This is a genomic window from Anaerolineales bacterium (assembly GCA_025808555.1).
Classification (GTDB): domain Bacteria; phylum Chloroflexota; class Anaerolineae; order Anaerolineales; family UBA11579; genus JAMCZK01.
This window is the reverse complement of the sequence record CP075526.1, coordinates 1,868,838-1,893,059: the sequence shown is the minus strand read 5'-3', so window position 1 is coordinate 1,893,059 and position 24,222 is coordinate 1,868,838. Positions and strand designations below refer to the sequence as shown.

Below are 24,222 nucleotides of genomic sequence, written 5' to 3'. Positions count from 1 at the left end.
ATTCTAAGGGAGCACACGCAGGAGTTCATAGAGACCATACACGGCAACCGTTTGCATAAAGGGGGCGGAACTTGGGAACCAGCGGCGCAAGGCAACCTGCTCCGGCCCCCACACAACATAATCCACCCTGTGCTGGCGCAAAAAGGCCAGGCGCTCATTGTCCGTCATTTCGATGGCGTAAAAAGCGAACACTTCCGCACCCAACGCCTCCAGCCCCACGGTCTCCGGCCCGTGGCCAATCATCACTCGCACCGGCACCCAGGCTGGCAGCGCATTGCCCGTGTCGTAGCCAGCGAGGGCGATCGCGCCGCGCGCATCTGGCCGCGTTCGCAAAGTTTCGAATATGGATACTTCATCCGCGGGACGGAACGCAGGAGTGGCCGGATGCAGCGCGGCCTGCATAGCGCCCCACCACAACAGCAGCGTGCTCGGCAGCGCCAACACGAACAGCCAGGCGCCGCGGCGTATCTGGGCCGCCGGCCGTGTCTCCAGATAGCGCAGCGTCAACGCCAGCAGTAGCACCCAGGCACCCTCCGCAAAGCGGCGCTGCAAACCCACCGGCAGGTATAGCAGCACTGGCAATGCCAGGAGCCAAACCTCGCTCAGGGTTGCAAGATTTGGCCGAGCGCGCAATGCACGCCAGCCCAGATACGCAAACGGCAGCAGCCAGCCGTAAGCCAGCAAATAATGCGCAGGATGCGGAGCCAGGATCAGGTTTTGGTTAGCCCAGGCACGCAAATACGGGTCGCTTGCATAAGCCCAGGCGTTGTAGGCCAGCGGGATGGCTGCCCCGGCCACAGCCCACACGACCGAGCGTAATTGGGCTTGCCAGCCTGGCACATGCCGCAGCCACAGCGCCGCACAATACAGAGCCAGCAGCACCAAGCCCAACGCAGCCGTCAGCAAGTGCACCAACGCCATCGCCAGCCACAACATTGTCACATGGCGGGCAGACTCTCCGCGCAACACGCCAAGCAAGCCATACAACAACAGCGCCCGCGCCAGCACGAGGTGCGGCAACCCAAACACCGCCAGATAGCCGAATGTCTCTGGCGAATAAAAATCCAGCGGCATGGAGCCAAACATCTCGCTGCGGCCAAACAGCAGCAGTACCCAGCCCAGTCCGCCGCCCAGCAAGGCCAACGCCGTGCCAAGGCGACGCAGCGGCTGGCTGCTTACAAACTCTGCCAGAAAGGCATACAGCGCAAAGCACAAGAGGCCGATGCTGAGGATGCGAAAGAGATGGAACGCGATCACGTAGGCCAGATGGCTGGCCCCCAAACCCAGCAGCTTGCCCAACACGATGTATGGCAGATACAGCAGCGCGCCAACTTGCGGCTGCGTACTATAAGGGCTGTGAAACAGCCAGTCGCCGACCGCGCCCTGCAGCATCTTGGCGATGTACGAGTTGCCATCCTCCACGCCGATCAGGAAGCCAGTAAAAGTATGCGGCTGAGGAAGCAAGGCAAGCAGATAGGGGAGGCTGGTCAGCGCCGCCACAAAGGCGGCGAAGCCCAGCGCCCAGCGGCGCTCCGCGGCGCTCATGCGCGCCTCCGCACCAAGATACCAATGCATGCCAGCCAAGCCAGTGCGGCGATCGGCACGCCGAAACGCAGCGCATCCGGCATGAAGTGCAGTACGATCTCATGCTCGCCGTCGGGCAAAGCCACTGTACGCAACGGGCCGTCAGACGAGGCGAATTCAGCTGGCTGCCTGTCCACAAACAAACGCCAGCCGGGATACTGCACTTCAGCCAGGATCAACAGGCCGGGTCCATACGCATGCACCGTCATCCGGTTGGCCTGCGCATCCAGCACGGTGGCGGGCTGCGCCACGCCGCCTTGCTCCACCCAGGCGCGTGGCCGGTACGCGGGGTTGAAATAGATATAGGGCTCAACTTGCACCTGCCCAAGACCATCAGCAGACACAGGCTGGGCCGAAACAATGTATTTGACATTGAGCTGGCTTAGCAGCGCAATATCCAAATCAATATTTGCATTCAACGGTGGTTGCACCACGCTGTATCCCTCGTCTGGATAGCCTCCTGCGGTGGCAAGGAAGCTAACGTAACTTTGCAGTTGCAGCGGATCCACCCCGCTGGCAAGCTCCACGCCGTAGAACGCAGCGGTTTGCTGCGGTAGGCTGTAGTCTGGCGAATAGACGCGGAAGGGTTCCTCATCCACAGCGAGGAACCCGGCCACGTGGCTGCCTTCGGCCAGCACATCATCCGCCGGCCGGAAGCGCAGCAAGCTGGCAGAGGCGATGAGCAGGTCAGCCAGCAGCAGCCCGCCGAGCACAAGCGTCAGGCGTTGGCCCGCCAATCGCTCGTGCGCCAGCCAGGCTGCCGCCGTGAGCACGGCGGCAAACAAGGCTGGCCGCCACAGCGGGGCGTCTTGCAGCCAGGCCAGCACGCCAATAGCGAGCAACAGTGCGAACACGCCGGCATGTAGCAAGCGCAACCCACGACGGGGTGCACCACTCAGGGTCAGTTGCTGGATCGCGGCGGCGGACAGCACCGCCCACGCAAACGCAGCCAACAACAAAGCGCGCGTCGGGATGCGCAGTTGCGAGAAGCCGGGCAACCCGGCCAGCCGATCCGCACCAGGGATATGGCTGCCCAGTGCAATGAGCAGGCAAGCCACTATCACCGCAAACCAAAAGCGTGTCTTTGGCTGCCAGGGATGTGCCACAAGCACCAGCAGGAGCAGCACAATGCCTGAGTACACAATCCATTCATGCGCTCCACCCCATTGCGGCAGCAGCAAGCCCAGCAGGCTCGCAGGCGGCAGCGAGAGCTCCAATATTTCGGCTGCGCTGAGGCTGGCGCGGGTCGAGAGTTGGCCGTATTGCCAATACAGCCACAGCGCGGGCAGGGCCAGCAAGCTTGCCAAGGCAGCTTGCTCCACCAAATGGCGTACACGTCGCTGCCACAGTAGCCATGCGCCCCACAGGACCGCGGCGTACAGCGCCCAGCGCGGGTCTGCTGCGGCGATCAGGGCCAGTAGCATTGCGGCCGGCAGGCGGCGCTGCCCGCTGGCCCACAACAGCCAGGGCGTCAGGCATACGGCCATCACCAGCATCACATGCCCGGCACCCACATGGCCAAAAAGCCGCGGCGCAGCCTGAAAAGCCAGGCCGCCGATCATGGCGGCTTGGCGCGCAAAGCCTCGCTGGCACAGAAAGCAATACATGCCTACGCCAGCGAGCAAGATGTGTACGGCGAGCACAAGGTTGAGCCCCAATGGCAAGGGGAACAGCAGCACCAGCCAATATGGCGGATACCAAAAGCCCGAATACGGATGAGCAACAAATGGAAAGCCAGACAATATTTGCGGAGACCACAAGGGCACTTCGCTGTGACCCACGGCGCGCTGCAGGAACAACGCGTTGGGATAATGTGTCACGGCCATATCCGAGAAAAGCGCGCCGGAGCCGGGATAGATGAAGCCGCTCAGGCCAGGCAGCAAGAGGAGCACGGGCAGCATGAAGGGCCAGTACTCCGCCAGGCAGGCCCGCAGTCTATTGCCCATGCCGTGCCAAGATCTCTATACTGTTCTGACTGAACACGCTGCCCCAGCCTTCGATGGAGTTCGTAAACTCGCTGGCGCTATTCAATAGCACGTATTCCACTTTCCATTCAGTCAGCCAATCGCCGGATGGTTGTTCGAAGAAAGCTTGCACCTCCGCCTGGCGCTGGGATGCCTGCACAGTTTCAAAGGGATGCCCATACCAGACGCGCACATCCGCAAACGCGGGCAGATGCAAGCTGTTGCGCTCCGGCGCCAAGACCAAGGCGCCCGGCGCGGCGTGCTCATCGAGCCACGCATAGGCTGCCAGCTCATCTGCTTGGAGATACAGCGCAGGCTGCTGCTGTTGCACTGCCTGCGCCATGCCCAGCAACACGAGCAAGTTCGTAGGCAAGGCCAGCAAAGCCAAGGCGGTCAAGCCAAGCTTCAAACGTGAACCGAAAATGTGTGCGGCAGCCACAACGGCCAAAGCAGTCAGCGGAACATACATGCCGCTGATCAAACGGCGCTGCAGGCCAAAGGGCATATACAAGAGCACAAAACAGGCGATGCCCCACACTGCGAACAGGCCCAGGTTAATACTGCGTTGTTTGAATGCGAGATAGATGCCCGGCACGGCCAGCAAAAGCGCGGGCGAGAACGAAACTACAAAATCCCAGAGGGGCATGGCGGGGGTGAGGTTCTGCGCGCTCCAGCCGGTCAGCACTGGATGCGTACTCACCACCCACAATGTATACAGTGCATACGGCGCGCCGGCCACCAGCACGCAAGCGGCCTGCTGCCAGCGGCTGCGGGCTGCCTGCTCCCACAGCTGCGCCAGCGCCGCCGTACCTAGCAGTACCACCACGGCCACTGCCCAGCCAAACGGGTAGACCATTACCAAGGCAAGGGATGTCAGCGCCCAGGCAACCGGCCGCGGGGTTGCGACGGGTGTGAGCAGATAGATCTGCAAAGCGAGCCCTAGCGGGAAGTGTGCATTGGCCAGCGCGGCCAAGAACGGATAGGCCTCGGCCACCCAGAAGTCACTTGTGAAGCCACCAAATAGCACCGCCAACCAACCCACCCCGGAACCAAACAGAGCCAAGCCAAATACCCACAGACGGAGCCGCTCGGGCGGGGTAGCGACGATAAGCCGATACAGCGCTGCACACAGCGCCGCCGCACCAACGATACGCGCCGCGTTCAGCGTGAAAGCCAGACCCAAACCCGCCCAGCGAGCCACATGCCCCAGAAATAAGTAATACAGATTGATTGCCGCGCCCTCGCCAGGTTGAGCCGTATAGGGCATCACAAAACTCCACTGCCCATCGAAGCCCTGGCGTATTTTGGCCAAGTAGCTGAACCCATCGGTTGGATTGAGTAGAAAGCCGGCAAACTGATGCTGCGCATCGGCAGCAACTTGGGCCGAAAAAAAAGGCAGCGATTGCAGCAAAAGGAACACAAATACCAAAAGTACAATAGGCAGCTGGCGGCGCATGCTGTATTTTAGCAAAGCCCCACCTGGCTACCTTATAATCAATGCATGAGCCGCGCCTTCTCCCTGTATCGTTTGCAGCAAGCAGACACCAAGCTGGACCAAGCCGCGGCGCGTCTGACCGAGATCGAGCGCATTCTAGGTGACAATCAAGCTCACCAGGCAGCCAGCCAGGCGCAGCAGCAGGCTCAGGCCGCGTTGCATACCGCCCATACCGCGCTGCGTGCCGCCGAAGAAGAGGTGGCTGCTCAACAAAAACGCATCGAGCAGAACCAGGCCAGCCTTTACGGCGGCTCGGTCACCAACCCCAAAGAATTGCAAGACCTGCAAATGGAATCTGAGAGTCTGGCTCGCCGTCTAAGCGAGCTGGAAGATGTTCAGTTGGAAGCAATGGCCGCTCACGAGCAGCAACAAGCCAGCAAGGCCCTCGCGGACTCGGCGTTGGCAGAAGTGGAAGCGAAACTGGCTGGCGAGCACAAGGCCTTGTTTGCTGAACAAACTGAACTGCGCCAACAGAGCGAGCGCCTGCGCACAGAGCGCGAAACCGCCGCTGGAGCAGTAACTGCCGCAGACATGGAAACATACACCGCCTTGCGCGGCAGCAAGGCGGGCACTGCGGTAGCCAAAGTGCAAGGCGGCACCTGCTCCGCCTGCGGGGCCGAGCTCTCGGCGGCGCGTGCCCAGGCGGCCCGTTCTGCCGAGGAGCTGACGCGCTGCGATAACTGCAAGCGCATCTTGTACGGTTAGCTATTCCAACTGTTTGAGAATTAGATCCTGGGCTTCGCTGCTATCCATGTCAATAATGGTGACGAGTTTGTCGCGCCCGGTTTGGCCGGCAACGATCTCAATGCGCGATCTGGGGACAGATAGCACTTTGGAAAGAAAATCGATCAACGCCTCATTGGCCTTGCCATCCACTGGCGGGGCCGTCAAGCGGATCTTGATCGTGTGGTCAGGCAGGATCTCGACGATCTCGTTGCGGCTGGCCCGCGGGGTCACCCGAATGGCAAGGGCAGCTCCGCCGCGTCCGTCGGTCAGTTTGTGGCGTGCCATGGCTTAGCGGAACGCGTTGATGACGACCGCGCTGAGGATCTGCAGCAGGATCAGCAATACCAGAGGGCTGAAATCCAGCATACCGGTGGGCGGCAAAATGCGGCGGATGGGCGCCAGCATAGGCTCAACAATACGGTCCAGCGCCTGGCGCACGGGGTGATATGGATCCATGAAGTAACCCAGCAGAATATCAATGATGACGATCCAGCTCAGCAGATCAAAGATCAGTGCGATTGCTTGCTCCATACACTCCTTTACTTCGGCCGCGGACCCATCAGCCCTTCGCCGATGCGCACCATGGTCGCCCCTTCCAGAATAGCGGCTTCGTAATCATTGCTCATACCCATCGAGAGGTCGGGCAAAGCCATGTTCAGGCGTTCTGCCAATGTATCACGCAGTTGGCGGGTGCGCTCAAAATATGGGCGGGCTTCTGCCAGGCGGGCTGTGATGGGCGCCATGCTCATCAAGCCGCGCACCTCAAGCCCCGGCAGGCCAGCGATGACCTGTGCATCGGCAAAGAATTCGCTGGCGTCCTGATGACAATCCCAGCCCTGCTTGGTGATCTCTCCGCTGACATTGCATTCCAGCAGCACCGGCAGAACATGCCCGGCCTCTTGCGCAAAGCGGTGCAAGCGTTCGGCCAGCTTGAGACTATCCAGGGAATGGACGATCGAGAAATGCTGGGCTACTTCGCGCGCTTTCCGGCTTTGCACATGGCCGATCATATGCCAGTCCAGTTTGCTTGCTGCCGCCAGCGCATCCTGCTTCTCACGCGCCTCGGTGAGATAACTCTCGCCAATATCAGTGACGCCCAGGTCAAGCAACGTCTGAATAGCCTCGGCGGGATGACCCTTGGTAACAGCGACCATGTGCACGTCGGAGACGTCCCGGTCGGCCTGGCTGGCTGCGGCGTCCATTTTCTGGCGCACTTCGGCCAGGTTGTGAGCAAGGCGTTGCGAATAGCTCATGCACCAAGTGTAATCAATGCGCCAAAGCGGCCAGTGCGCCCAGCAGAGCCGCGATGCGAGAACCAGTCTTGCGGATTGCCAGCCGTACACAGGTCGGCCATTTCGATGTTCTGCACACCAGCCTGCTGCAAGACAAGCTGGTTGGCAGCCACCAGGTCAAAGTGCGAACTCTCACCATAAGCCGGCAGCAGCCCGCTCGCCTGGCCGCCGAACGCAGCCTGCACCTGCTGCACAACCTCTTCGCCCACCTCGTAGCGCTCGGCGGAGATGGCGGGGCCGATGGCGGCCAGCAGGTCCTGCGGGCGGCTGCCGTAATGCTGGCTGAGCGCTGCCACGGCGACCGCAGGCACGCGCGCTACCGTGCCGCGCCAACCGGCATGCGCCAGCGCAACGGCACGTTGCCGCGGGTCATACAGCACAATTGGCACACAATCGGCATAGCGCATGAACAGCGTGACCTCAGGCTGATCAGTGATGATGATGTCGGCTTTGGGCGGGCGCGCCCAGTCAGCCGGGCGCGGGGCGTGGGCAACGTGCACATCGACGCCGTGCACTAGCCAGCTATCGAACATGCTCTCAGGCCTACGGCCCACCGCCGTAAATGCACGCTGTAGGTTCTGGCGCACATCTGCCAGCTCATCGCCAACGGTGCTGCCCACATTGAGCGAATCATACGGCGCAGCACTGACCCCACCTTGGCGGGTGAAGACAGCATGTTTGACGCCAGCCGCGTGTAGCTTCTCAAAGGTGTAATAGCGCAGGCCGTCAGTTTGCTGAAACGGCATTATTGCTTTTTCTTGGCGCCTTCGATGCGGGCTTTCTTGGAAGCTGTCTGCACGCGCACATCCTGGAACGACTCTTCAAGCAACGGAATGCCGAACCAAGCCGTGGTGAAGCCAAAAATGGCGCCGGTCAGCGTACGCAGCAGCGGCGTACTCTCGCGGTATTCCCAGAAGCTCCAGTTGGGTATCTGGCTGAGCAACTGGCTGAACCCATCCAGGCCAATGGGCACAAAGCCCAGTGCGATCCACAGCATCCAATGCAACGGCTTGATGCGCCGACCGGTGGCCGCATAGAGCAGGCCAAACACTAATATTGCACCGTAGATGGCAACATCGCGCTGGCAGAAGGCAACTTTGTAACCAACCTGCTCATTGCCAATAAAGCGACGGGCATCCAGCATGTCATCGCTGTTCAGCCCGGTGGCAGCTTCATAGCTGACGTACTCTTGCAAGCCCGCCGCGGCGCGCGGGTAGACCGGTTGGTCGCCAAACAAGAACCAGGAGCGGAACGCCATTTGATGACACACGGCCCCATAGGTCGAGTAGATCGGCCGCGCCAGGCCAGGATAGCCAGCGTTCATCAACGCGGGAGCCAGGAACGGTAGACCCACATACAAGAACACGATCAAGTTGAGTAAAGCCAGATAATGGCGGCCGAGAAACTGGGCCAAGCGGTCAGAGCCGGTCACCTTGGCGCCGCGCGCTTTGCGCTTTGCATACTTGGGGTCGCCTTCAATTTGCTCAACGCGATCTCGGGCTGCGGCCATGGTCATCTCCAGTTTGCGGCGGTCAAAAGGGGCTTCGACCACATACGGGCCAACCTGCACCACGGGCACACGCGTACCATAGGCGGCCTTGAGGTCAGGGTCTTTCTCAATATTAACGAGCGCCAGGTTATGTGGGATTTTGTCCTGCAGCGCCTGCAAATCCTGCTTGGCAGTCTCGCATAGCGAGCAGTTGTCTTTGGTGTACAGGGTGACGGTGATCATAATGGCTAGGGTTCCATTTGCTTGAGGTAGTTGTCAATGTCATTGGCGGTCATTTCACCAATATGAAAGAAGCGGATGACGCCCTTGGTATCGATGAAGAACGTGGTGGGATAGCCGCGCACGCGGTACAACTCCTGCACACTGCCGTCTGCATCCAGCACTATAGGCAAGTCCACACCGATCTCAGTGACAAAGTTCTGCACTTGCTGGCGGGTTTCACCAAAATCCACGGCCAGCACAGCAAAGTCGCCGTGATTATAGCGTGCCTGAATGGCTGGCATTTCCTGGCGGCACGGGCCGCACCAGGTGGCCCAAAAGTTGAGCAGCACGCGCTGGCCGCGCAGATCGCTCAGGCGCACCTGCTCACCGTCCAACCCGGGCAGCGCAAAGTCGGGCGCGGCTGAGCCTACCACTGGCTGCGCCCCTGCCAGGGCGCTGCACGCGCCCAGGAACAGTGCGCAGGCCAGCAAGACAGCCTGCGTTCTCATGGAGAGAGTGCGCCCAGCGCGTACAGTGCCACGATCATCAGCAGGCTGGCGCCGCTGCCAATGAACCACCACTGACCGAACGGCTGGCCGCGACGTTGGGCCACGGCGCCTACGCCGAGGCCCAACAATAGGCTGGCCAGAATGGCCAGCAGCATGTGCAGGCCAATGCGGCCCTCCTCGAATGTGGTGAAGAAGAAGCCCAGGCTGGCCAGGGTTTGAAAACGGCCGCTGAGCAGCAGCAAGCCCAGCGCCACCAGCACCAGGCCGGTGATGCGCTCCACATAATGACTCAGGCGCGCGTAGCGGCGCACCACATTCGTGATCCAGCTGACCTGGGTGGCTGCAATCAAAAAGGGAATGGCCAACCCGGCGGAATAGGCGCTGAGCAGCACCGCACCCTGGCTTAGCTCGGCGCTGTTGAAGGCCAAGGTGAGGATGGAGCCTAACACCGGGCCCACGCACGGCACCCACCCCGCCGAGAAGAATACGCCCATCATAGCGGATGAAAGATAACCGCGCTGCGATCGCAAGCTGGATTGGGCGCGCAACTCGTAATCCAGCCAGCGTATGCGCAGTATTCCACTGAGATGTAAACCGAAGAGAATAACAATGACGCCGCCCACCTGTGACAGCAGGCGCGTGAAAGAGAACATGAACTGGCCTAAGGCCGCCGAAAACAAGCCAAGCAAAATGAAAATGAAGCTGAAGCCGATCACGAAAGCCAGCCCGTGCAAAAAGCTGCGCCATGTGTCGGGCTGTCCTTGTACCCCTGCCACGCGGCCACTCAGGTAGCCCACGTACACCGGCACCAGAGCAAATACGCACGGGGAGAGGAAGGAAGCCAAACCAGCCAGGAAGGCCAACCCTACGCTGGGCGCCGGTATCATGCCGGCTTAGCCCTGCACGACGCGCACACTCGTGCCCGCTACTTGATCGATCTTGCCCGGGTAATACTCCACCTGCGGCGCAGTCCAGCGGAAGATGAACTTGGCATCATCCTGTGTGGCGTTGATGCAGCCCGCCGAAGTGCGCTCGCCATAGTTGTTGTGCCAATAACAAGTATGCACCGCAATGCCACCGGTGGCGATGAAAGTGCACCAGCCAATGCCTGCCAGATCGTAGCCGGCGCCGGAGGTGCCGCCCGTCATGGTGGTCGAGATGTACTTCATGTACACCCGTAGATAATCACTCACCGGCGTGAATCCCACTCCATCTTCATCATCGCGTCCTGTGGAGACACGCGAAAAATACACCTCGCGGCCATCCTCAAAACAAGACATGGTTTGGCGCGCAATATTGATGACGAGCTCTTTGTTCTCCACCTCAGGCGAGATGGGAGCTATGTCCTCAGGGTGGATGGGCTTGAAGGCGTGCGCCGGCGCCCAGAAGTGATCGCCAAGGCTGCCGTACAAATCATACACATGGTATTCAACTTGACCCGCATCGTTGGTGCGGATCTCGTCAACCCACATCACCTGGCCGTAATACAAACGGATGGGCCAGTTGCTCTGCACCAGAAAGCGGATACGGTGACCGTAGGGTGCGCTGGCGTTTGCCAGCTGCACCTCGACATAGGGCTGAGTGACTTCCATCCACATGCCGGGGCCGTTGCCATAATCCGGCAATGCAGTCAGCGGAGTATTGGTGATGTTCTTGACTGGCTGCAAAAATGGGGCCCATACATAGCCTTGCGGCGTTTCGATCCAGCGCTGGTTGCGCAGGCCGCTGGCGCTGCCCACCACTTCGCGGATCCATGGCACGACTGCATCGCCCATCAGCTGGCCCACCTCCGCCGCCTCGCGGCTGGGGGCGGCGCGCAAATAGACGAAGCGATCCAACTCCTCCACCACGCGGCCCAGGCGCTCGGCCTGCGGAAAAGGCTCCTGCAGCAAGTAGCGCGGGTTGACCTTCAAACCCGGGCCAGCCAGCGGCCCCAGGGCCGCCGCGCCCAGGCCCAGGCTGCCAAGTTTCAGAAAATCTCGTCTGCTGAGTGGGGATGGGTTGGACATGGCGGTATTTTATCGCGGCAGCATGAAACCAAAATGAGCCCAAACTGTAGAGTGCGCCACTAGCATGGCGCGCTTCTAATATTTAGGATTTCAGCGGTACTTTGCGCAGACGCAGGCTGTTGCCAATGACAAAAATGTCGCTCAGCGCCATCGCTCCAGCCGCCAGGATCGGGCTCAGGAAGCCCAGCGCAGCGGCGGGGATGAGCAAGATGTTGTAGATAAAGGCCCAGAACAAATTCTGGCGGATGGTGCTCAGCGTGCGCTTGGAGAGCGCGATCGCCTTCGGCACGCCGCGCAGATCATCGGTCATCAGCACCACCGGAGCGGTGGCCATGGCCACATCCGTGCCGGTGCCGATGGCAATGCCGAGATCGGCCTGCGCCAACGCGGGCGCGTCGTTAATGCCATCGCCCACCATGGCCACCTTATGCCCGGCAGCCTGCAACTGCGTCACCTCAGCTGCCTTTTGCTCGGGCAGCACCTCGGCCAGCACATAGTCCAGACCCAGCTGGCGAGCCACCGCATCGGCAACGCCGCGTGCATCGCCCGTGATCATGCCCACTTTCAAGCCCATGCGGTGCAAGCTATCAATCACTTCGCGGGCATTGTCCTTGAGGGTATCGGCCACGCCCAGCACACCAGCCAGCGTGCCGTCAACGGCGACATAGATGGCGGTCTTGCCGTCGGCGTGCAGGCGCTCGCCAGCAGCGGTCAGGCTACCCAGGGTAATGTTGTGCTCATTCATCAAGCGCACATTGCCGATCAGCACTTGCGCTTCGTTCATATCCGCCGCCACGCCGCGGCCAGTCAGCGCTTCAAAGCGCTCCGGCACCGCCAGCGCGAGTTGGCGCTCATTGGCAGCGGCCACGATTGCCTCGCCCAACAGGTGTTCGCTGGCATGCTCCACGCTGGCCGCGACACGCAGCAACTCGTCTTCGTTTTGGCCTTCGGCCAGCAGAATGTCGGTCAGCGAGGGCTGGCCGCGGGTTAGGGTGCCGGTCTTGTCGAGTAGAACCATCGATATGCCGGAGGCACGCTCCAGCGCCTCGCCGGATTTGATCAGCACGCCCATCTCGGCGCCGCGCCCGCTGCCCACCATCACGGCCGTGGGCGTGGCCAGGCCCATGGCGCAGGGGCAGGCAATCAACAGCACGGCGGCCGTATTGATCAGGGCGCGGGTCAGCGTGGCGTCCGGCGCGCTTGCCGGAAACACAAAGTACCAGGCCAGGAAAGTGAGCGTGGCAATAAGGATCACTACGGGCACAAAGATCTCAGAGATACGGTCGCCCAGCTTCTGGATGGGCGGACGAGTGCTCTGGGCGTTCTCTACCAAGCGCACGATCTGCGCCAGCGCGGTGGTCTTACCCACCTTGGTGGCCTCGAACACAATCCGGCCCTGCTTGTTCAGTGTAGCGCCGATGACTTCGTCACCCGGCGTCTTGCTGACCGGCATCGATTCACCGCTGATCATGGACTCGTCGGCGGCGCTATGGCCTTCCATCACACGGCCATCCGCCGGGAACTTCTCACCGGGACGCACAACCACGTGGTCACCCACCAGCACTTCTGCGCTGGGAATTTCGACTTCCTGGCCGCCGCGCAGCACCCGCGCCAGCTTGGGCTGCAAACCCATCAGCTTGCGGATGGCGTCGCCGGTGCGGCCGCGGGCGTTCACTTCCAGGTACTTGCCTACGCGGATCAGCGTGATGATGGCGGCGGAAGTTTCAAAGTAGCCGTGCCCGGTAAACAAGCCGAGCAGCAGCGCTACGGAGTAAAAGTACGCCACAGACGAACCCAGCGCCACCAGCACATCCATGTTGGCGCTGCCATTGCGTAGCGACTTGTAACCGTTGACGTAGTAGCTCCAACCGGCGACGAACTGCACAGGCGTGGCCAGGGCGAAGAACAGCCAGTCCACCCAGGCGGCATGCGCCCAGTGCCCCAGCAACCCAAAGTCGCGCCCCATCGAGAGAATAAAGAGTGGCAGCGTGAAGAGCACACTGAACCACATCAGATTGCGCTGCTTCTGGATCTCACTGCGGCGCACACCGGCTTCCACATCCTCGCCCGCCTCGGCGGCGGCCAGCTCAAAACCTGCCTGGGCCGCGGCGGCCCGCAACTCAACCTCGCTGGTGATGGTGGGTACGTACTGAATACGCACTTCGCCGGTGACGGGATTGATGTTCGACTGCAGCACACCGTCCAGTGCGCCCAAGGCTACATCCAGGCGGCGGGCATCCGCCGGGTCATGCAGATGTTGCACCTGCAGGCGCGCTTCGCCGCTGGCTACGTCGTAGCCAGCTTTGCGAATGCGCGCCAACATGGCCTGCAAGTCGGCCTGCCCAGGGTCAAACTCGACCGCGGCGCGCTCATTGGACAAGTTTACGCTGGCATGCGAGACGCCAGGCACCTTGTACAGGTTGCGCTCCACCGTAGAGACACAGTTGGCACAGGTCATCCCCAGGATGGGCAGATTGTATTGCTTGCTTGCTACAGCCATGTTGGTTCCTTGTGGTTCTATTCGGCCGGGTAGTTGATCTCGGCCAGCAACGCCTTCACCGAGTCATCGGTGGCCGGCTCGCTGAAACGCACCATCACTTTTCTCTCGTCCAGGCTGGCTTTAACAGCTTCAACGCCAGGCATTTCAGCCAGCTCATTCTCGATGGTCTGGGTGCAATGGCCGCAGTGGATCTTGGGAACGCTATACACAATGGTGTTCATTTTTGGATTTCCTTTCGGTTTTTAAACCTTGGTTGCTGCTTGATAGACTTCGGCAATTTCTGCCAGCACGCGTTCGCGTTCATCGGCATCATTGCCGCGTACAGCCGTTATGACGCAGGAATGCATGTGCTCCTCCAGCACCATCTGGCTGACCTTGTTCAAGGCAGCCTGGGTGGCCTGGATCTGGCGAATGACGTCAATGCAATACGCGCCATCATCCACCATGCGCTGGATACCGCGCACATGGCCCTCAATGGTTTTAAGCCGCTTGCTTGCACGTTCTCGGTTCATGCTTCCTCCTCATACCCCCTCCCCCAGGGGGTGGGTATGGGGAAAGTATAGCATGCCCTCAGGGTAGTGGCAAGCCTTGAAAAATAAAATGGAGAGTTAGGCTAAGAGGACTTGCAGGTCAGCCAGGGTCTGCTCTCGGTCAGCGAAGAGCACTGCCTGCATGCCGGCTTCCTGCGCACCGCGCACATTCTGGATGAAATCGTCCACAAACACGCACTCACCGGACTGAACACCCAAGCGCTCAGCCGCCAGCAGGTAAATGGCTGGATGCGGCTTCATCACCCCCACCTCGCCCGAGATCACCACCGCATCAAAAGCATCCAGGATCGGATACTGGTCGGTCAGTGCGGCGCGCAAATTGTTCATGGCGTTGCTAAGCAGGCCGGTCTTGTACTTCGGACGCAAGGCGCGGATATAGGCCATGAGCTTATGGTCAAGATGGTCTGAGCCGAAGAAGGCTTCGCGCAGCTCCCCCACTGTCATGCCAAATTCAGCCGAAACTTCCTGCAGGTACTGCTCTCCATCCACGCCGCCTATCTGCGCTTGGCGGCGGTTCTCGCCGTCAAAAACACGCGCCTCAAGCTCCCGGCGCGTGATGCCCAAACGCGTTGCCAGCGCATCGCGCTGGTTGTCAGGGTCAGTGCGCACCAGCACACCGCCGAAATCCCAGATTATTGCTTTGATCGTCATGGACTGTATTGTATGCGTTTGCTGGGCTAATAATCAAAAAGCCCGCCAGTTGGCGGGCTTTTTGATCACTCGTTGGTTGCGTCGATAAGGGCTTGCTGTAATTCAGGGCCATCAATGTAGCCGCGCCATTGCCCGATCACTACCCCGTTGGCATCGATAAGGAAAAAGTGCGGCTGGTAGGTGTAGCCGAGCTGCTCTTGGATCGGCAGTGTGCGCGGGTCATCACGGTCAAGGTAGACAAACGCCACCTGGTCACCGTACATGTTCTCCAGACCATGCACGGTGGGCGCTACCGCCTTGCACACCGCGCACCAGTAGGCAAAGAACTCGACCAACTGCACGCGGCCAGACGCCAGTCTGAATTCGTCGGGATGGCTGGCGTGAAAATCAGGGCTACCCGGGCGGATGATCGGCAAAGCCGCCTCTCCGCCTTCGGTGCTAACTTCCGTGCTCAAGTCCAATACTGCCCGCGCCGTCGGGCTTTCGACCGCAGTGGATGGGGGCGGCACCTCGCTGGTGCCGCTTTGCAGTTGAATCTGGCCCTCCGGCAAAATCGGCATTTGGCCGGCACAAGCCGCAAGCGGCAGCGAAACCAGTAGCAAACCCGCAACCGCCAGTACGCGGCCGAGGGGTGATGAAAAAAAAGTAGACGATTGAACTTGTACCATCGCAGAAATAGTAACCCGTGGGGCTGTCCAGATGTGCGCTCTCCAACACGGTCTAACTGAAATCTAATTTCAGCAAAACTCTGCCTTCTGAGCCCAAAATCCATGGAGTTAGAATACGTGCATGAAGTTAAAGGGCAAAAATGTGCTGATCACCGGCGCAGCCGTGCGCCTGGGTGCCGTAATGGCCCGCAGCGTTGCCGCCGAGGGCGGCAACGTGCTGATCCATTACAACGGCTCCCGTGCCGAAGCCGAGGCCTTGCAGGCTGAACTGCAGCAGGAGGGCGCAAACGCTCACCTGCTTCAAGCCGACCTGAGCGACTTGCAGCAAGCCGGCCAGCTGATCGAGCGCGCCAGCCAGCACGGCCCGCTGTTCGCCCTGGTGAACAGCGCCTCTGTGTTCGAAGACATCAACCTGCGCACTACCGAACTGGCTGATTGGCAGCGTCACTTGGACATTAATCTCACCGCTCCCTTCCTGCTCAGTCAGGCTTTCTGGAAGGCCGCCGGCAAACAACCCGGGCGCATCATCAACCTGCTGGATTGGCGCGCCTTGCGCCCTGGCACCGACCACCTGCCCTACACCATCAGCAAAGTGGGCCTGGCCGGGCTGACCCGTTCGCTGGCTGCCGCCATCGCGCCTAACATCACCGTCAATGGCATCGCGCTGGGCGCCATTCTGCCGCCCAGCGATGGCCGCCAGCCCAGCGGTATTCTTGACAATGTGCCTGCCGGCCGATGGGCAGAGCTCGACGAACTGGCCCAGACCCTGATCTTTCTGTTGTCAGGGCCTGCCTACATTACCGGAGAGATCATTCACTTGGACGGAGGACGCCACCTGGTGTAAGCCATGGACAAGCTCATTATTAAAGACCTGCTGGTACGCGGCATCATTGGCATTAATGACTGGGAGCGCACCACTCCACAGGACATTCTGATCAACATCGAGATCAAGGCTGATCTGAAGAAAGCCGGCGAGAGCGACGACATCAACGACAGCGTGAACTACCGCACGGTGGCCAAGCAGGTCATTGCGCACACTGAAACAGCGGCCCGCCTGACGGTCGAGGCCCTGGCCGAAGATATCGCCCGCATCTGTTTGGCGCAGCCCGGGGCGCGCGCCGCCAAAGTGCGCGTGGAGAAGCCCGGCGCATTGCGTTTTGCCGCTTCGGTTGGCGCCGAGATCAAACGGGAGGCCAGTGACTGAGTTCCTGGCCTACATTGGCCTGGGTTCCAACATCAAGCCAGAGGCGAACCTCAAGCAGGCCGCGCAAGCGCTGGCAGCCGCAGGCCAGCCCGGCAACACGCGTCTGACCGCAGTAAGTTCTGTTTGGAAGTCGCCCCCATTGGGCAGCGAAGGGCCGCAGTTCCTCAACGCCGCGGCCGAGCTTCATACCCAGCTCGGCGCCGACGAGCTGCGCAGCCACTTGCGCAGCCTGGAGGCTGCGCAAGGCCGCCTACGCAGCGAGGATCGCAACGCCCCGCGCACGCTGGATCTGGACCTCTTGCTCTATGACGGGCAGGAGATGGACCGCGATATATGGGATGCTGCCCATATTGCTGCCCCGCTCAGCGAATTGCTGCCCGCATACAAGAGCACCGTAACTGGCGAGACCCTGACCGACGCCGCATCGCGCCTGCTGGAGAACCAACGCGCCAAACGTACTAGGCAGCAGCTCACAGAGTAATAAAAAAGGCCCGCTAGAGCGGGCCTTTTGCTTTTGCAGGTTGTGCAGGTTAATTCTACAGGTTACTAATAACCTGGTCATACAAGCTGTTGGTTATGCCGTCCGAAAGAAAGGTTAGCGCAACAATACTGAGGATGGCCAGGAACACGATGATAACGGCGTATTCCACCAAACCTTGTCCGAGTTCACTTTTGGTCTTCATTTAGACTCCGGGCAAATAAAAACGAGTGCCAATACCATAATACTACACCGCTCATCCTCTGCCACCGAATTGCAGGTTAGAAATTCAGGCGTTCCGCGCCGCGCGCCAGATTATCCAGAAACTCCTGACGGGTGGAAGGGTTGGCGCGGAAGCTGCCCACCATAGTGGAAGTGGTCATGCGGGCATCGTGCTTTTTGACGCCGCGCATCATGGAGCACATGTGCAGCGCCTCCACCACCACGCCCGCCCCCAGCGGATCGATCGCCCCGCATAGAAAATCGGCGATCTGGCGCGTCAGGCGCTCTTGCACCTGCAGGCGGCGCGAGAACATGTCCACAATGCGCGGGATCTTGGAAAGGCCGATCACCTTGCCACGCGGGATGTAGGCCACATGCGCCCGTCCGAGGAAAGGCAACATATGGTGCTCGCAAAGACTGAAGAACTCGATATCCCGCACGATGACCATGTCATCGTATTCAACCTCGAACAAGGCATTGTTGATCAGCTTGACGGGGTCGGTGCGGTAACCGGACAGTAGCTCCGTGTAAGCCCGCGCCACGCGGCCCGGCGTGCCTTGCAGTCCTTCGCGCTGCGGGTCCTCGCCCACCGCGGCCAGGATCTTGCTGACCGCATCCTCGATCGTAGCCTGTTTAACCTCGCCATCCAGCAGCTGGGCAGCGTCGTAGACTCGTTTGGCTGAACTCATCGTCTTAGGCCAGCTCCGTATTGATAAGGCCATAGTCACCATCACCGCGGCGGTACAACACGCTCACGCTGCTGGCCTCCATGTCATAGAAAATAAAGAAATTCTGATGACCCAGCAGGCGCATCTGCTCGATCGCTTCTGCCTCCGTCATGGGATGCAGAAGGAATTTCTTGCGGCGCACCACCTGCTCTTCAGCTTCTTCCTCATACAAGGCTTCCACTTCTGCTCTAGCCTCATCACTAAGCGAGGCGCCGTCACCCTTGCCGCGGTAGTGCTTGCCCTTGTAGCGCTCGATCTGGCGCTGGATGCGTTCCAATGCGGAATCAAACGCGGTTTGGATCTGGTCGCTCTTATCTTCCGAACGCAGCACAAACTTCTTGCCGCGCAGGGTGATCTGTGCTTTGTAACGGTGTGCCGCCTCACGCGCCGAAGGACGGTGGCTCAGGTCAATCCGCGCTTCCTCCAGATCAATGTAGCGGTCAAGCTTGGCAGCCCGCGATTCCACATATTCGTTCAAGGCATCATCAATATTCAGATCATGGCCGAAGAGTTCTACGTTTAGCACGGCAGCCTCCAGGGAGTGGTTGGAATTCTCTAAAACTAGTGTACCAAAACGGGGCTGGCGCCAACAAAGTGCAATTGTCACAAGGTTCTTGCCAGCGCAAGGACATACACAGACGTAGCTCCAGCCGCCCTTAGGGCGCGTGCGGCGGCGTGTACGGTTGCGCCCGTCGTGATGATGTCGTCCACTAGCAGCACGCGGCAGCCAGCGGCCGCGGCCTGGCCCACAAACGCGCCATGCACATTGGCCCAACGCTGCTCGACCTGCAAATCCATTTGCGGTCGCGTGTCACGCTGCCGCTGCAGAGCATCTGCCGCCAGGGGCAGACCGAGCTGGTTTGCCAACGGCCCGGCGAGCAGGTCCACCGGATTGTAGCCGCGCTGCGCCAAGCGCCGCGCGCTGAGTGGTACAGGCACTATAAGCTCGGCACCCCAACGGGGCGGTAACACCTCAGCCATATGCTGGCTGAGCACAAGACCCAGCTCGCGATTGCGTTTGTGCTTGAGCTTCAAAATGGCCTTACGCAACGGCCCAGCATAGGCGCCCCAAGCACGCGCCTGTGTGAAAGCAAAATGGCGTCCCTGGCAGGCTGGGCACTCGGCCTGCGGGTCAGGCAGTGGATAGCCGCAGTGGCCGCATAGCGGAGGATGCAAGACTGCAGTCTGTGCTTTACACTCAGCGCACCACACCGCGCCCAAGCTGCCGCAACCCGCGCAGCGGGCCGGAAACAGCCAGCCCGTGGCAGCAGCCCCTATTCGGTGAAGCATCAGCTAGAAGAACGCGCCCGAGCGCATGATCTGCAGGACAGCTGGCCCAAGCAGAATGATCATGATGGTCGGGAAGATCAGAAACGCCATGGGCAACAGCATTTTCACCGGCGCCTTCTGGGCATTCTCTTCCGCCCGCTGGCGGCGCTTGACGCGCATGGCGTCTGACTGCACACGCAACACGCGTGCCATGCTGACACCCAACTGCTCGCTTTGGATCACTGCTGCCACAAAGGTGTTGATCTCATCCACACCCAGGCGGGCAGACATGTCTCGCAGCGCTTCGCGGCGCAGCTTGCCCAGCTGGATCTCCTGTAGCACGCGGCCAAACGCACGCGCCAGGTCGTTGTCCCACTTCTCCACCACCTTGCGCATGGCGGCGTCAAAGCCCAGGCCGGCTTCTACGCAGATGGTCAGCAGGTCCATCGCATCTGGCATGGCTTTGGTGACTTCAGATTGGCGGCGGCGCACACTGCGGTTGAGCAGCATGTTTGGCAAAAAGAAGCCAATGAATATCGACCCGCCGGTAATAAGCATGGAAGTCAACGCAAACGGCGAAGTAGTGGGCGAAAGCGAAAATACAAAGAACATCAGAGCGCCTAAGCCGAGGCCAAAGATCAGGCGCGAAGCCAGGAACACGGTTGGCTCCAGCCAACGCGGAGTGCCGGCCATGTCCAGTTGGCGGCGTGTCTCGGTAATCGCATTTTGCGGAGTAAAACGCTGGGCCAGTTCGCCAAAACGCTGGGCGGCCGGGTACACCACGCGTTCCATGAATGGCTGCGAGAGCTCGATCTCCTCCAGGCTGGTGATCTCGCCGCGCTCGGCATACTCTGCCAGTCGGCGCGAGAGTGTGTCGCCCCCGCGGCTTTCGCGCAGGCCCAATACCACCAGGGTGATGGCGCCAACGATGACAATGAACAGGAGTGACAGCGCGATCCACATCATGGCTAGATCTCTACCGTACCCACTTTATCGAGAACGAAGTAGCCGATGACGAGCATGATGCCGGATACACCCAGCATCAGATAGCCGCACAACACCGGCTCCTGAAAGAATTCCATCATGTATTCACGGTTCAGGCCCCACAACGCCAGGCCCAACCCCACCGGCATCAGCGCCAGGAAGCGGCCAGAATATTTGACCTGCGCAGTGATCGCCCGCATTTCACCCTGGATACGAATACGCTCGCGCACGGTATGCGAGATGGTGTCCAGAATTTCGGCTAGGTTGCCACCCACTTCTCGCTGGATGTTGATGGCGGTGACCGCCAGATCCAAGTCCTCACTGGCGATGCGGCGCTGCAGGTTCTCCAATGCCGTTTCCATCGAAACGCCCAGCTGCATCTCCTGCACCACACGGCGGAACTCATCGCTGATCGGGGCCGGCAACTCACGGCTCACCGCCTCCATGGCCTGCAAGGCAGAGAAGCCGGTGCGCAAACCATTGACCATCAAGTTGAGCATATCCGGCAGTTGGTCATTGAACTTTTGCAGACGCTTGGCCTGCCGGAGGCCCACAAAAATGCGCGGAATGAACAGGCCAAAGATCAGGCCGAAAATGGCGAACAGCCACGAGCCGTCAAAGAAGAAGAAAGAGAACAGCGCCGTAAAAACGCTCGAGAACATCATCAGGATTATGTACTCGCCAGACTTGAGTTTAATGTCCGCCCGCGCAAGTTCACGCGAGATATTGTCGCCATAGCTGGTTGTGGCGACGCGTTCATTGAGCCAATTCGTCAGAATCGAATTCTTGCCCTGGCCAAGCTCAGCCTGCTCAAGCTTGATCTCTTTCTCAGCCAGGTAGCCTTCCAAACGCTTGTCCACCAGCGAGCGTTCGCTGCGCAGCGTGACCACCAGCCCAATAATAAATAGGGTGACCGCTACAGCAATTCCAGACCAAAGGATCCAAACAGGCATGGGCTAGTACCGTGGACGCTGGCCGATACCAAAGATGCTCGGTGGCAGGTGAATACCAGCGTCTTCGATGCGGCTCATGAAATTAGGACGCAGCCCGGTGGAGCGCAATTGGCCGATCACCTTGCCCTCTTCAAAGCCGCTCTGCTCGAACTGGAAGATGTCAGTCAGGGTGATCACATCGCCCTCCATGCCCACCACTTCGGTGATGTTGACCACCTTACGGGTGCCATCCCGCTGGCGGTCCACATGCACCACCAGGTCAATCGCCGATGAGATCTGCTCACGAATGGCGCGCACCGGCAGGTCATAGCCCGCCATCAGCGTCATCGTTTCGATGCGCGAGATGGTGTCGCGCGGCCCGTTGGCATGCGCCGTGGTCATTGAGCCTTCATGGCCGGTGTTCATGGCCTGCAGCATGTCGAGCGCCTCGCCGGCGCGAATCTCACCCACAATGATGCGGTCGGGGCGCATACGCAAGGCATTCACCACCAGTTGCTGGGCGTTGATCTCGCCCTTACCTTCAATGTTGGCTGGGCGCGTTTCCAGCGTCACCACATGTTCCTGGCGCAGCTGAAGCTCTGCCGCGTTTTCGATCGTTACAATGCGCTGGTCGCTGGGGACAAAGCTTGAAAGCACGTTCAACAACGTAGTTTTACCGGAACCGGTACCTCCGGAGATCACAATATTGAGGTTGGCTTCCACACATGCCTTCAAAAAAATGACTGACTCAGACGTCAGCGAGCCGTACTCTATCAATTGGTCCACCGTAATGGGATCCTTGGAGAACATACGGATTGTCAGCGTCGGCCCCACCAGCGAGATCGGCGGGATAACCGCGTTCACACGCGAGCCGTCGGGTAGACGCGCGTCCACATACGGGCTGGCTTCGTCAACACGGCGCCCCAGCGGCGCCACAATGCGGTCAATGATGCGCATGACATGCTCATCACTTTCGAAAGTGATCGGGGTGCGATGCAGCTTACCGGCGCGCTCCACATACACATTCTTGTAGCCGTTCACCATGATTTCGGTCACGCTGCGGTCATCCAGCAGAGGCTGCAACGGGCCAAAGCCAAGAATTTCGGCAACGATCTGCTCGAACAGGCGCTGGCGTTCGGGGCGTGACAGCACCGTGTTCTCTTCCAGCAGGATCTGCTCAAAGAGTTCCTGGATCGTGCGCCGCACCTCATCACGTTTGATATCCAGCGTGGGGTCCAGCTCGGACAGCAGCTTGTTTTGCACACGCGTCTTGAGGTCCATGTAGCTGCCGCGGCCGCCTCCGGCCGCGGCCGGTTGGCTAATGCGACGGGCGCGCAGGTTGCTCGGGCGCGCCTGGTTACCGCCCAGATCACCTGTGGGGTCTTTTTTCTCAGGGGGTGCGGCAGGGGCTTGGCGCTGCGCTTCTTCTGCAGACTGGCCGCGCTCCAAACGTCTCATCAAGGACATGCTTCAGTTCTCCTGCCTACCTAGCCAACCTCAAGCTGGTTGGGCACTTTCGCTTTCAGCCTGGTCACCAGCATGCTGGCCAGATCGGCAACAGCCTTTGCTACGGGAGTACTGCTGTTGCGCAGCACGAAGGGTTCGCCACGGTCCATGGCGGGCACCACGATCTTTTCTTCCAGGGGGATGATCGCAGCCACTTCTTTTTTGAAGTTATCACGCACGCGCTCTGCCGTAATGCTACGGCGTTTATCAAAGCGATTCATCACCAGAACGATCTGGTCCTTGGAAATTCCCAGCCCCTCGGCCAGGTCAAGGAAGAGCCGCGCGTTCTTGATGGAAGGTATGTCTTGAGTGATCAAGAGCACCACCATGCTGGCTGCATCCAGGGCAGCCAAGGTCAGGTCATTTAATGTCGAGCCGGTGTCCACCAGGACATACGGGTACATGCGGCTCAGGTAGCTCACCACCGCTCCAAACTGTTCGCCGCCCACGGCGTCCGCTTGCTCAGGGCGCATGGGCGCGGCCAGAATGTGCACGCCGGATGCCTCATGGTGCACCAGCACCTCGCTGACCACTTCGCGGTCCAGCTCATCGGCACGCGGCGCCAGGTCAGCCACATTGTTACGTCCCTGTTCATTGAAAAAGAACGAGAGATCGCCAAACTGCAGATTGCCGTCAACCGCCACCACTGTCTGACCCTGCTGGCGCATGCTCACCGCCAGATTGGCCGTCAGCGTGGTTTTGCCGGTGCCACCCTTGGGGCTGAATACGGTGATGACATGGCCCTGGTCGCCCGGTAGCAGCGTGCCGCTGCCGCCCGCACCGCCCGCCTGTCCACTGAAGCCGCTCGAAGTGAGCTTCTCTTTCTCGTTCCAGGCCACCCGGCCGGCGCGGCGGATGGCGGCGGTGAGCTCGTCTACATCTATCGGCTTGGTGAGGAAGTCACGCGCCCCGGCCAGCATGGCGCGGCGCATATAGTTGGAATCACCCTGCACCGACAAGATGACGATCTGGGTATGCGGGACTTTTTTGCGAATGGCTTCTGTGGCACTGATGCCGTCCATATCCGGCATGTTGATATCCATCAACACAACATCCGGCTGGGTTTCGATCGCCAGGTCTACGCCTTCAAGCCCGTTGCGCGAGGCACCAACCACTTCGATCTGAGCATCGAACTGCAAAAGTTTGCGAATGTTCTCGCGTGTCTCGGCGACATCATCCACAATAAGGACGCGTATTTTTTCTTCAGCCATCCTTTTTGTCCTACATGCCTCTGCCTAG

Annotated in this window: 28 protein-coding genes; 4 read left to right on the top strand and 24 right to left on the bottom strand. The window is 60.1% G+C overall.

All coding sequences use genetic code 11. The annotated features are described in order from the left end of the window. Window positions 1-3 precede the first annotated feature (3 nt). From KIT08_09455 to KIT08_09445, 3 genes are read right to left on the bottom strand one after another with little or no spacing between them, the layout of a single operon-like run. Entirely contained in the window at window positions 4-1,545 is a 1,542-nt protein-coding gene (locus tag KIT08_09455) for a hypothetical protein (GenBank protein UYN89312.1), read from the bottom strand. Then, window positions 1,542-3,530, bottom strand: coding sequence for a hypothetical protein (locus KIT08_09450; protein ID UYN89311.1), 1,989 nt, complete (start codon window positions 3,528-3,530; stop codon window positions 1,542-1,544). The genes KIT08_09455 and KIT08_09450 overlap by 4 nt, the downstream gene beginning before the upstream one ends. Beyond that, window positions 3,520-4,815 (bottom strand): hypothetical protein, encoded by a 1,296-nt coding sequence (locus tag KIT08_09445; GenBank protein UYN89310.1) that lies wholly within the window; start codon window positions 4,813-4,815, stop codon window positions 3,520-3,522. The genes KIT08_09450 and KIT08_09445 overlap by 11 nt, the downstream gene beginning before the upstream one ends. Before the next feature lie 234 nt (window positions 4,816-5,049). Here KIT08_09445 and KIT08_09440 point away from each other — a divergent pair, with 234 nt between their 5' ends. Beyond that, window positions 5,050-5,748 (top strand): hypothetical protein, encoded by a 699-nt coding sequence (locus tag KIT08_09440; protein ID UYN89309.1) that lies wholly within the window; start codon window positions 5,050-5,052, stop codon window positions 5,746-5,748. On the opposite strand, the gene KIT08_09435 is transcribed toward KIT08_09440, so the two are convergent. The 13 genes from KIT08_09435 to traF form a co-directional block, all read right to left on the bottom strand. Then, window positions 5,749-6,054: a YggU family protein gene (locus KIT08_09435; GenBank protein ID UYN89308.1), complete on the bottom strand. Its 306-nt coding sequence runs from the start codon at window positions 6,052-6,054 to the stop codon at window positions 5,749-5,751. It abuts the gene before it with no gap. Between the two features lie 3 nt (window positions 6,055-6,057). Next, complete coding sequence (locus KIT08_09430; GenBank protein UYN89307.1) at window positions 6,058-6,300, bottom strand: YggT family protein; 243 nt, start codon at window positions 6,298-6,300, stop codon at window positions 6,058-6,060. 8 nt (window positions 6,301-6,308) lie between these two features. Further along, window positions 6,309-7,022, bottom strand: coding sequence for a YggS family pyridoxal phosphate-dependent enzyme (locus tag KIT08_09425; protein UYN89306.1), 714 nt, complete (start codon window positions 7,020-7,022; stop codon window positions 6,309-6,311). Further along, window positions 7,019-7,807, bottom strand: coding sequence for a peptidoglycan editing factor PgeF (gene pgeF, locus KIT08_09420; GenBank protein UYN89305.1), 789 nt, complete (start codon window positions 7,805-7,807; stop codon window positions 7,019-7,021). Before pgeF ends, KIT08_09425 begins: the two co-directional genes overlap by 4 nt. Beyond that, on the bottom strand, window positions 7,807-8,793 hold the full coding sequence (locus KIT08_09415; GenBank protein UYN89304.1) for a DUF2085 domain-containing protein: 987 nt from the start codon (window positions 8,791-8,793) through the stop codon (window positions 7,807-7,809). The genes pgeF and KIT08_09415 overlap by 1 nt, the downstream gene beginning before the upstream one ends. A 5-nt stretch (window positions 8,794-8,798) precedes the next feature. Beyond that, a complete protein-coding gene (locus KIT08_09410) occupies window positions 8,799-9,281 on the bottom strand; it encodes a redoxin domain-containing protein (GenBank protein ID UYN89303.1) in 483 nt (160 codons plus the stop codon). Beyond that, entirely contained in the window at window positions 9,278-10,168 is an 891-nt protein-coding gene (locus tag KIT08_09405) for a sulfite exporter TauE/SafE family protein (GenBank protein UYN89302.1), read from the bottom strand. Before KIT08_09405 ends, KIT08_09410 begins: the two co-directional genes overlap by 4 nt. Before the next feature lie 6 nt (window positions 10,169-10,174). Beyond that, window positions 10,175-11,290 (bottom strand): L,D-transpeptidase family protein, encoded by a 1,116-nt coding sequence (locus KIT08_09400; GenBank protein ID UYN89301.1) that lies wholly within the window; start codon window positions 11,288-11,290, stop codon window positions 10,175-10,177. An 82-nt stretch (window positions 11,291-11,372) separates the two neighbouring features. Beyond that, window positions 11,373-13,790, bottom strand: coding sequence for a heavy metal translocating P-type ATPase (locus tag KIT08_09395; GenBank protein UYN89300.1), 2,418 nt, complete (start codon window positions 13,788-13,790; stop codon window positions 11,373-11,375). A gap of 17 nt (window positions 13,791-13,807) precedes the next feature. Continuing rightward, entirely contained in the window at window positions 13,808-14,011 is a 204-nt protein-coding gene (locus KIT08_09390) for a heavy-metal-associated domain-containing protein (GenBank protein UYN89299.1), read from the bottom strand. A 21-nt stretch (window positions 14,012-14,032) separates the two neighbouring features. Continuing rightward, on the bottom strand, window positions 14,033-14,302 hold the full coding sequence (locus KIT08_09385) for a metal-sensitive transcriptional regulator (GenBank protein UYN89298.1): 270 nt from the start codon (window positions 14,300-14,302) through the stop codon (window positions 14,033-14,035). A 96-nt stretch (window positions 14,303-14,398) separates the two neighbouring features. After that, window positions 14,399-14,992, bottom strand: coding sequence for an HAD family phosphatase (locus KIT08_09380; protein ID UYN89297.1), 594 nt, complete (start codon window positions 14,990-14,992; stop codon window positions 14,399-14,401). A gap of 65 nt (window positions 14,993-15,057) precedes the next feature. Continuing rightward, the gene (gene traF / locus KIT08_09375; GenBank protein UYN89296.1) at window positions 15,058-15,660 is read right to left on the bottom strand and encodes a conjugal transfer protein TraF; all 603 of its coding nucleotides are present in this window, start codon (window positions 15,658-15,660) and stop codon (window positions 15,058-15,060) included. A gap of 121 nt (window positions 15,661-15,781) precedes the next feature. On the opposite strand from traF, the gene KIT08_09370 reads away from it, so the two are divergent. From KIT08_09370 to folK, 3 genes are read left to right on the top strand one after another with little or no spacing between them, the layout of a single operon-like run. Continuing rightward, on the top strand, window positions 15,782-16,504 hold the full coding sequence (locus KIT08_09370) for an SDR family oxidoreductase (GenBank protein ID UYN89295.1): 723 nt from the start codon (window positions 15,782-15,784) through the stop codon (window positions 16,502-16,504). 3 nt (window positions 16,505-16,507) lie between these two features. Next, window positions 16,508-16,864 carry a dihydroneopterin aldolase gene (locus KIT08_09365; protein UYN89294.1) on the top strand — a complete coding sequence of 119 codons (357 nt, stop codon included), beginning with the start codon at window positions 16,508-16,510 and terminating at the stop codon, window positions 16,862-16,864. Continuing rightward, window positions 16,857-17,345, top strand: a complete 489-nt coding sequence (gene folK, locus KIT08_09360; protein UYN89293.1) for a 2-amino-4-hydroxy-6-hydroxymethyldihydropteridine diphosphokinase — start codon at window positions 16,857-16,859, stop codon at window positions 17,343-17,345. The genes KIT08_09365 and folK overlap by 8 nt, the downstream gene beginning before the upstream one ends. 55 nt (window positions 17,346-17,400) lie before the next feature. On the opposite strand, the gene KIT08_09355 is transcribed toward folK, so the two are convergent. From KIT08_09355 to KIT08_09320, 8 genes are all read right to left on the bottom strand, one after another. Continuing rightward, window positions 17,401-17,547: a hypothetical protein gene (locus KIT08_09355; GenBank protein ID UYN89292.1), complete on the bottom strand. Its 147-nt coding sequence runs from the start codon at window positions 17,545-17,547 to the stop codon at window positions 17,401-17,403. A gap of 76 nt (window positions 17,548-17,623) precedes the next feature. Further along, window positions 17,624-18,253 (bottom strand): GTP cyclohydrolase I FolE, encoded by a 630-nt coding sequence (gene folE, locus KIT08_09350; protein UYN89291.1) that lies wholly within the window; start codon window positions 18,251-18,253, stop codon window positions 17,624-17,626. A gap of 4 nt (window positions 18,254-18,257) precedes the next feature. Beyond that, window positions 18,258-18,818, bottom strand: a complete 561-nt coding sequence (gene raiA / locus KIT08_09345; GenBank protein ID UYN89290.1) for a ribosome-associated translation inhibitor RaiA — start codon at window positions 18,816-18,818, stop codon at window positions 18,258-18,260. A 77-nt stretch (window positions 18,819-18,895) separates the two neighbouring features. After that, window positions 18,896-19,468, bottom strand: coding sequence for a ComF family protein (locus KIT08_09340; protein ID UYN89289.1), 573 nt, complete (start codon window positions 19,466-19,468; stop codon window positions 18,896-18,898). 117 nt (window positions 19,469-19,585) lie between these two features. Continuing rightward, on the bottom strand, window positions 19,586-20,527 hold the full coding sequence (locus tag KIT08_09335; protein ID UYN89288.1) for a type II secretion system F family protein: 942 nt from the start codon (window positions 20,525-20,527) through the stop codon (window positions 19,586-19,588). A gap of 2 nt (window positions 20,528-20,529) precedes the next feature. Continuing rightward, window positions 20,530-21,498 (bottom strand): type II secretion system F family protein, encoded by a 969-nt coding sequence (locus tag KIT08_09330; protein UYN89287.1) that lies wholly within the window; start codon window positions 21,496-21,498, stop codon window positions 20,530-20,532. A gap of 3 nt (window positions 21,499-21,501) precedes the next feature. Continuing rightward, window positions 21,502-22,758: a CpaF family protein gene (locus KIT08_09325; GenBank protein ID UYN90806.1), complete on the bottom strand. Its 1,257-nt coding sequence runs from the start codon at window positions 22,756-22,758 to the stop codon at window positions 21,502-21,504. Between the two features lie 206 nt (window positions 22,759-22,964). Beyond that, on the bottom strand, window positions 22,965-24,194 hold the full coding sequence (locus KIT08_09320) for a response regulator (protein ID UYN89286.1): 1,230 nt from the start codon (window positions 24,192-24,194) through the stop codon (window positions 22,965-22,967). Window positions 24,195-24,222: the final 28 nt, after the last annotated feature.

Bases quoted from the DNA above. Each gene is read 5' to 3' on its own strand.
- KIT08_09455 (UYN89312.1), bottom strand. From the start codon at position 1,545: ATGAGCGCCGCGGAGCGCCGCTGGGCGCTGGGCTTCGCCGCCTTTGTG.
- KIT08_09450 (UYN89311.1), bottom strand. From the start codon at position 3,530: ATGGGCAATAGACTGCGGGCCTGCCTGGCGGAGTACTGGCCCTTCATG.
- KIT08_09445 (UYN89310.1), bottom strand. From the start codon at position 4,815: ATGCCCTATACGGCTCAACCTGGCGAGGGCGCGGCAATCAATCTGTAT.
- KIT08_09440 (UYN89309.1), top strand. From the start codon at position 5,050: ATGAGCCGCGCCTTCTCCCTGTATCGTTTGCAGCAAGCAGACACCAAG.
- KIT08_09435 (UYN89308.1), bottom strand. From the start codon at position 6,054: ATGGCACGCCACAAACTGACCGACGGACGCGGCGGAGCTGCCCTTGCC.
- KIT08_09430 (UYN89307.1), bottom strand. From the start codon at position 6,300: ATGGAGCAAGCAATCGCACTGATCTTTGATCTGCTGAGCTGGATCGTC.
- KIT08_09425 (UYN89306.1), bottom strand. From the start codon at position 7,022: ATGAGCTATTCGCAACGCCTTGCTCACAACCTGGCCGAAGTGCGCCAG.
- pgeF (UYN89305.1), bottom strand. From the start codon at position 7,807: ATGCCGTTTCAGCAAACTGACGGCCTGCGCTATTACACCTTTGAGAAG.
- KIT08_09415 (UYN89304.1), bottom strand. From the start codon at position 8,793: ATGATCACCGTCACCCTGTACACCAAAGACAACTGCTCGCTATGCGAG.
- KIT08_09410 (UYN89303.1), bottom strand. From the start codon at position 9,281: ATGAGAACGCAGGCTGTCTTGCTGGCCTGCGCACTGTTCCTGGGCGCG.
- KIT08_09405 (UYN89302.1), bottom strand. From the start codon at position 10,168: ATGATACCGGCGCCCAGCGTAGGGTTGGCCTTCCTGGCTGGTTTGGCT.
- KIT08_09400 (UYN89301.1), bottom strand. From the start codon at position 11,290: ATGTCCAACCCATCCCCACTCAGCAGACGAGATTTTCTGAAACTTGGC.
- KIT08_09395 (UYN89300.1), bottom strand. From the start codon at position 13,790: ATGGCTGTAGCAAGCAAGCAATACAATCTGCCCATCCTGGGGATGACC.
- KIT08_09390 (UYN89299.1), bottom strand. From the start codon at position 14,011: ATGAACACCATTGTGTATAGCGTTCCCAAGATCCACTGCGGCCATTGC.
- KIT08_09385 (UYN89298.1), bottom strand. From the start codon at position 14,302: ATGAACCGAGAACGTGCAAGCAAGCGGCTTAAAACCATTGAGGGCCAT.
- KIT08_09380 (UYN89297.1), bottom strand. From the start codon at position 14,992: ATGACGATCAAAGCAATAATCTGGGATTTCGGCGGTGTGCTGGTGCGC.
- traF (UYN89296.1), bottom strand. From the start codon at position 15,660: ATGGTACAAGTTCAATCGTCTACTTTTTTTTCATCACCCCTCGGCCGC.
- KIT08_09370 (UYN89295.1), top strand. From the start codon at position 15,782: ATGAAGTTAAAGGGCAAAAATGTGCTGATCACCGGCGCAGCCGTGCGC.
- KIT08_09365 (UYN89294.1), top strand. From the start codon at position 16,508: ATGGACAAGCTCATTATTAAAGACCTGCTGGTACGCGGCATCATTGGC.
- KIT08_09355 (UYN89292.1), bottom strand. From the start codon at position 17,547: ATGAAGACCAAAAGTGAACTCGGACAAGGTTTGGTGGAATACGCCGTT.
- folE (UYN89291.1), bottom strand. From the start codon at position 18,253: ATGAGTTCAGCCAAACGAGTCTACGACGCTGCCCAGCTGCTGGATGGC.
- KIT08_09335 (UYN89288.1), bottom strand. From the start codon at position 20,527: ATGATGTGGATCGCGCTGTCACTCCTGTTCATTGTCATCGTTGGCGCC.
- KIT08_09330 (UYN89287.1), bottom strand. From the start codon at position 21,498: ATGCCTGTTTGGATCCTTTGGTCTGGAATTGCTGTAGCGGTCACCCTA.
- KIT08_09325 (UYN90806.1), bottom strand. From the start codon at position 22,758: ATGGACCTCAAGACGCGTGTGCAAAACAAGCTGCTGTCCGAGCTGGAC.
- KIT08_09320 (UYN89286.1), bottom strand. From the start codon at position 24,194: ATGGCTGAAGAAAAAATACGCGTCCTTATTGTGGATGATGTCGCCGAG.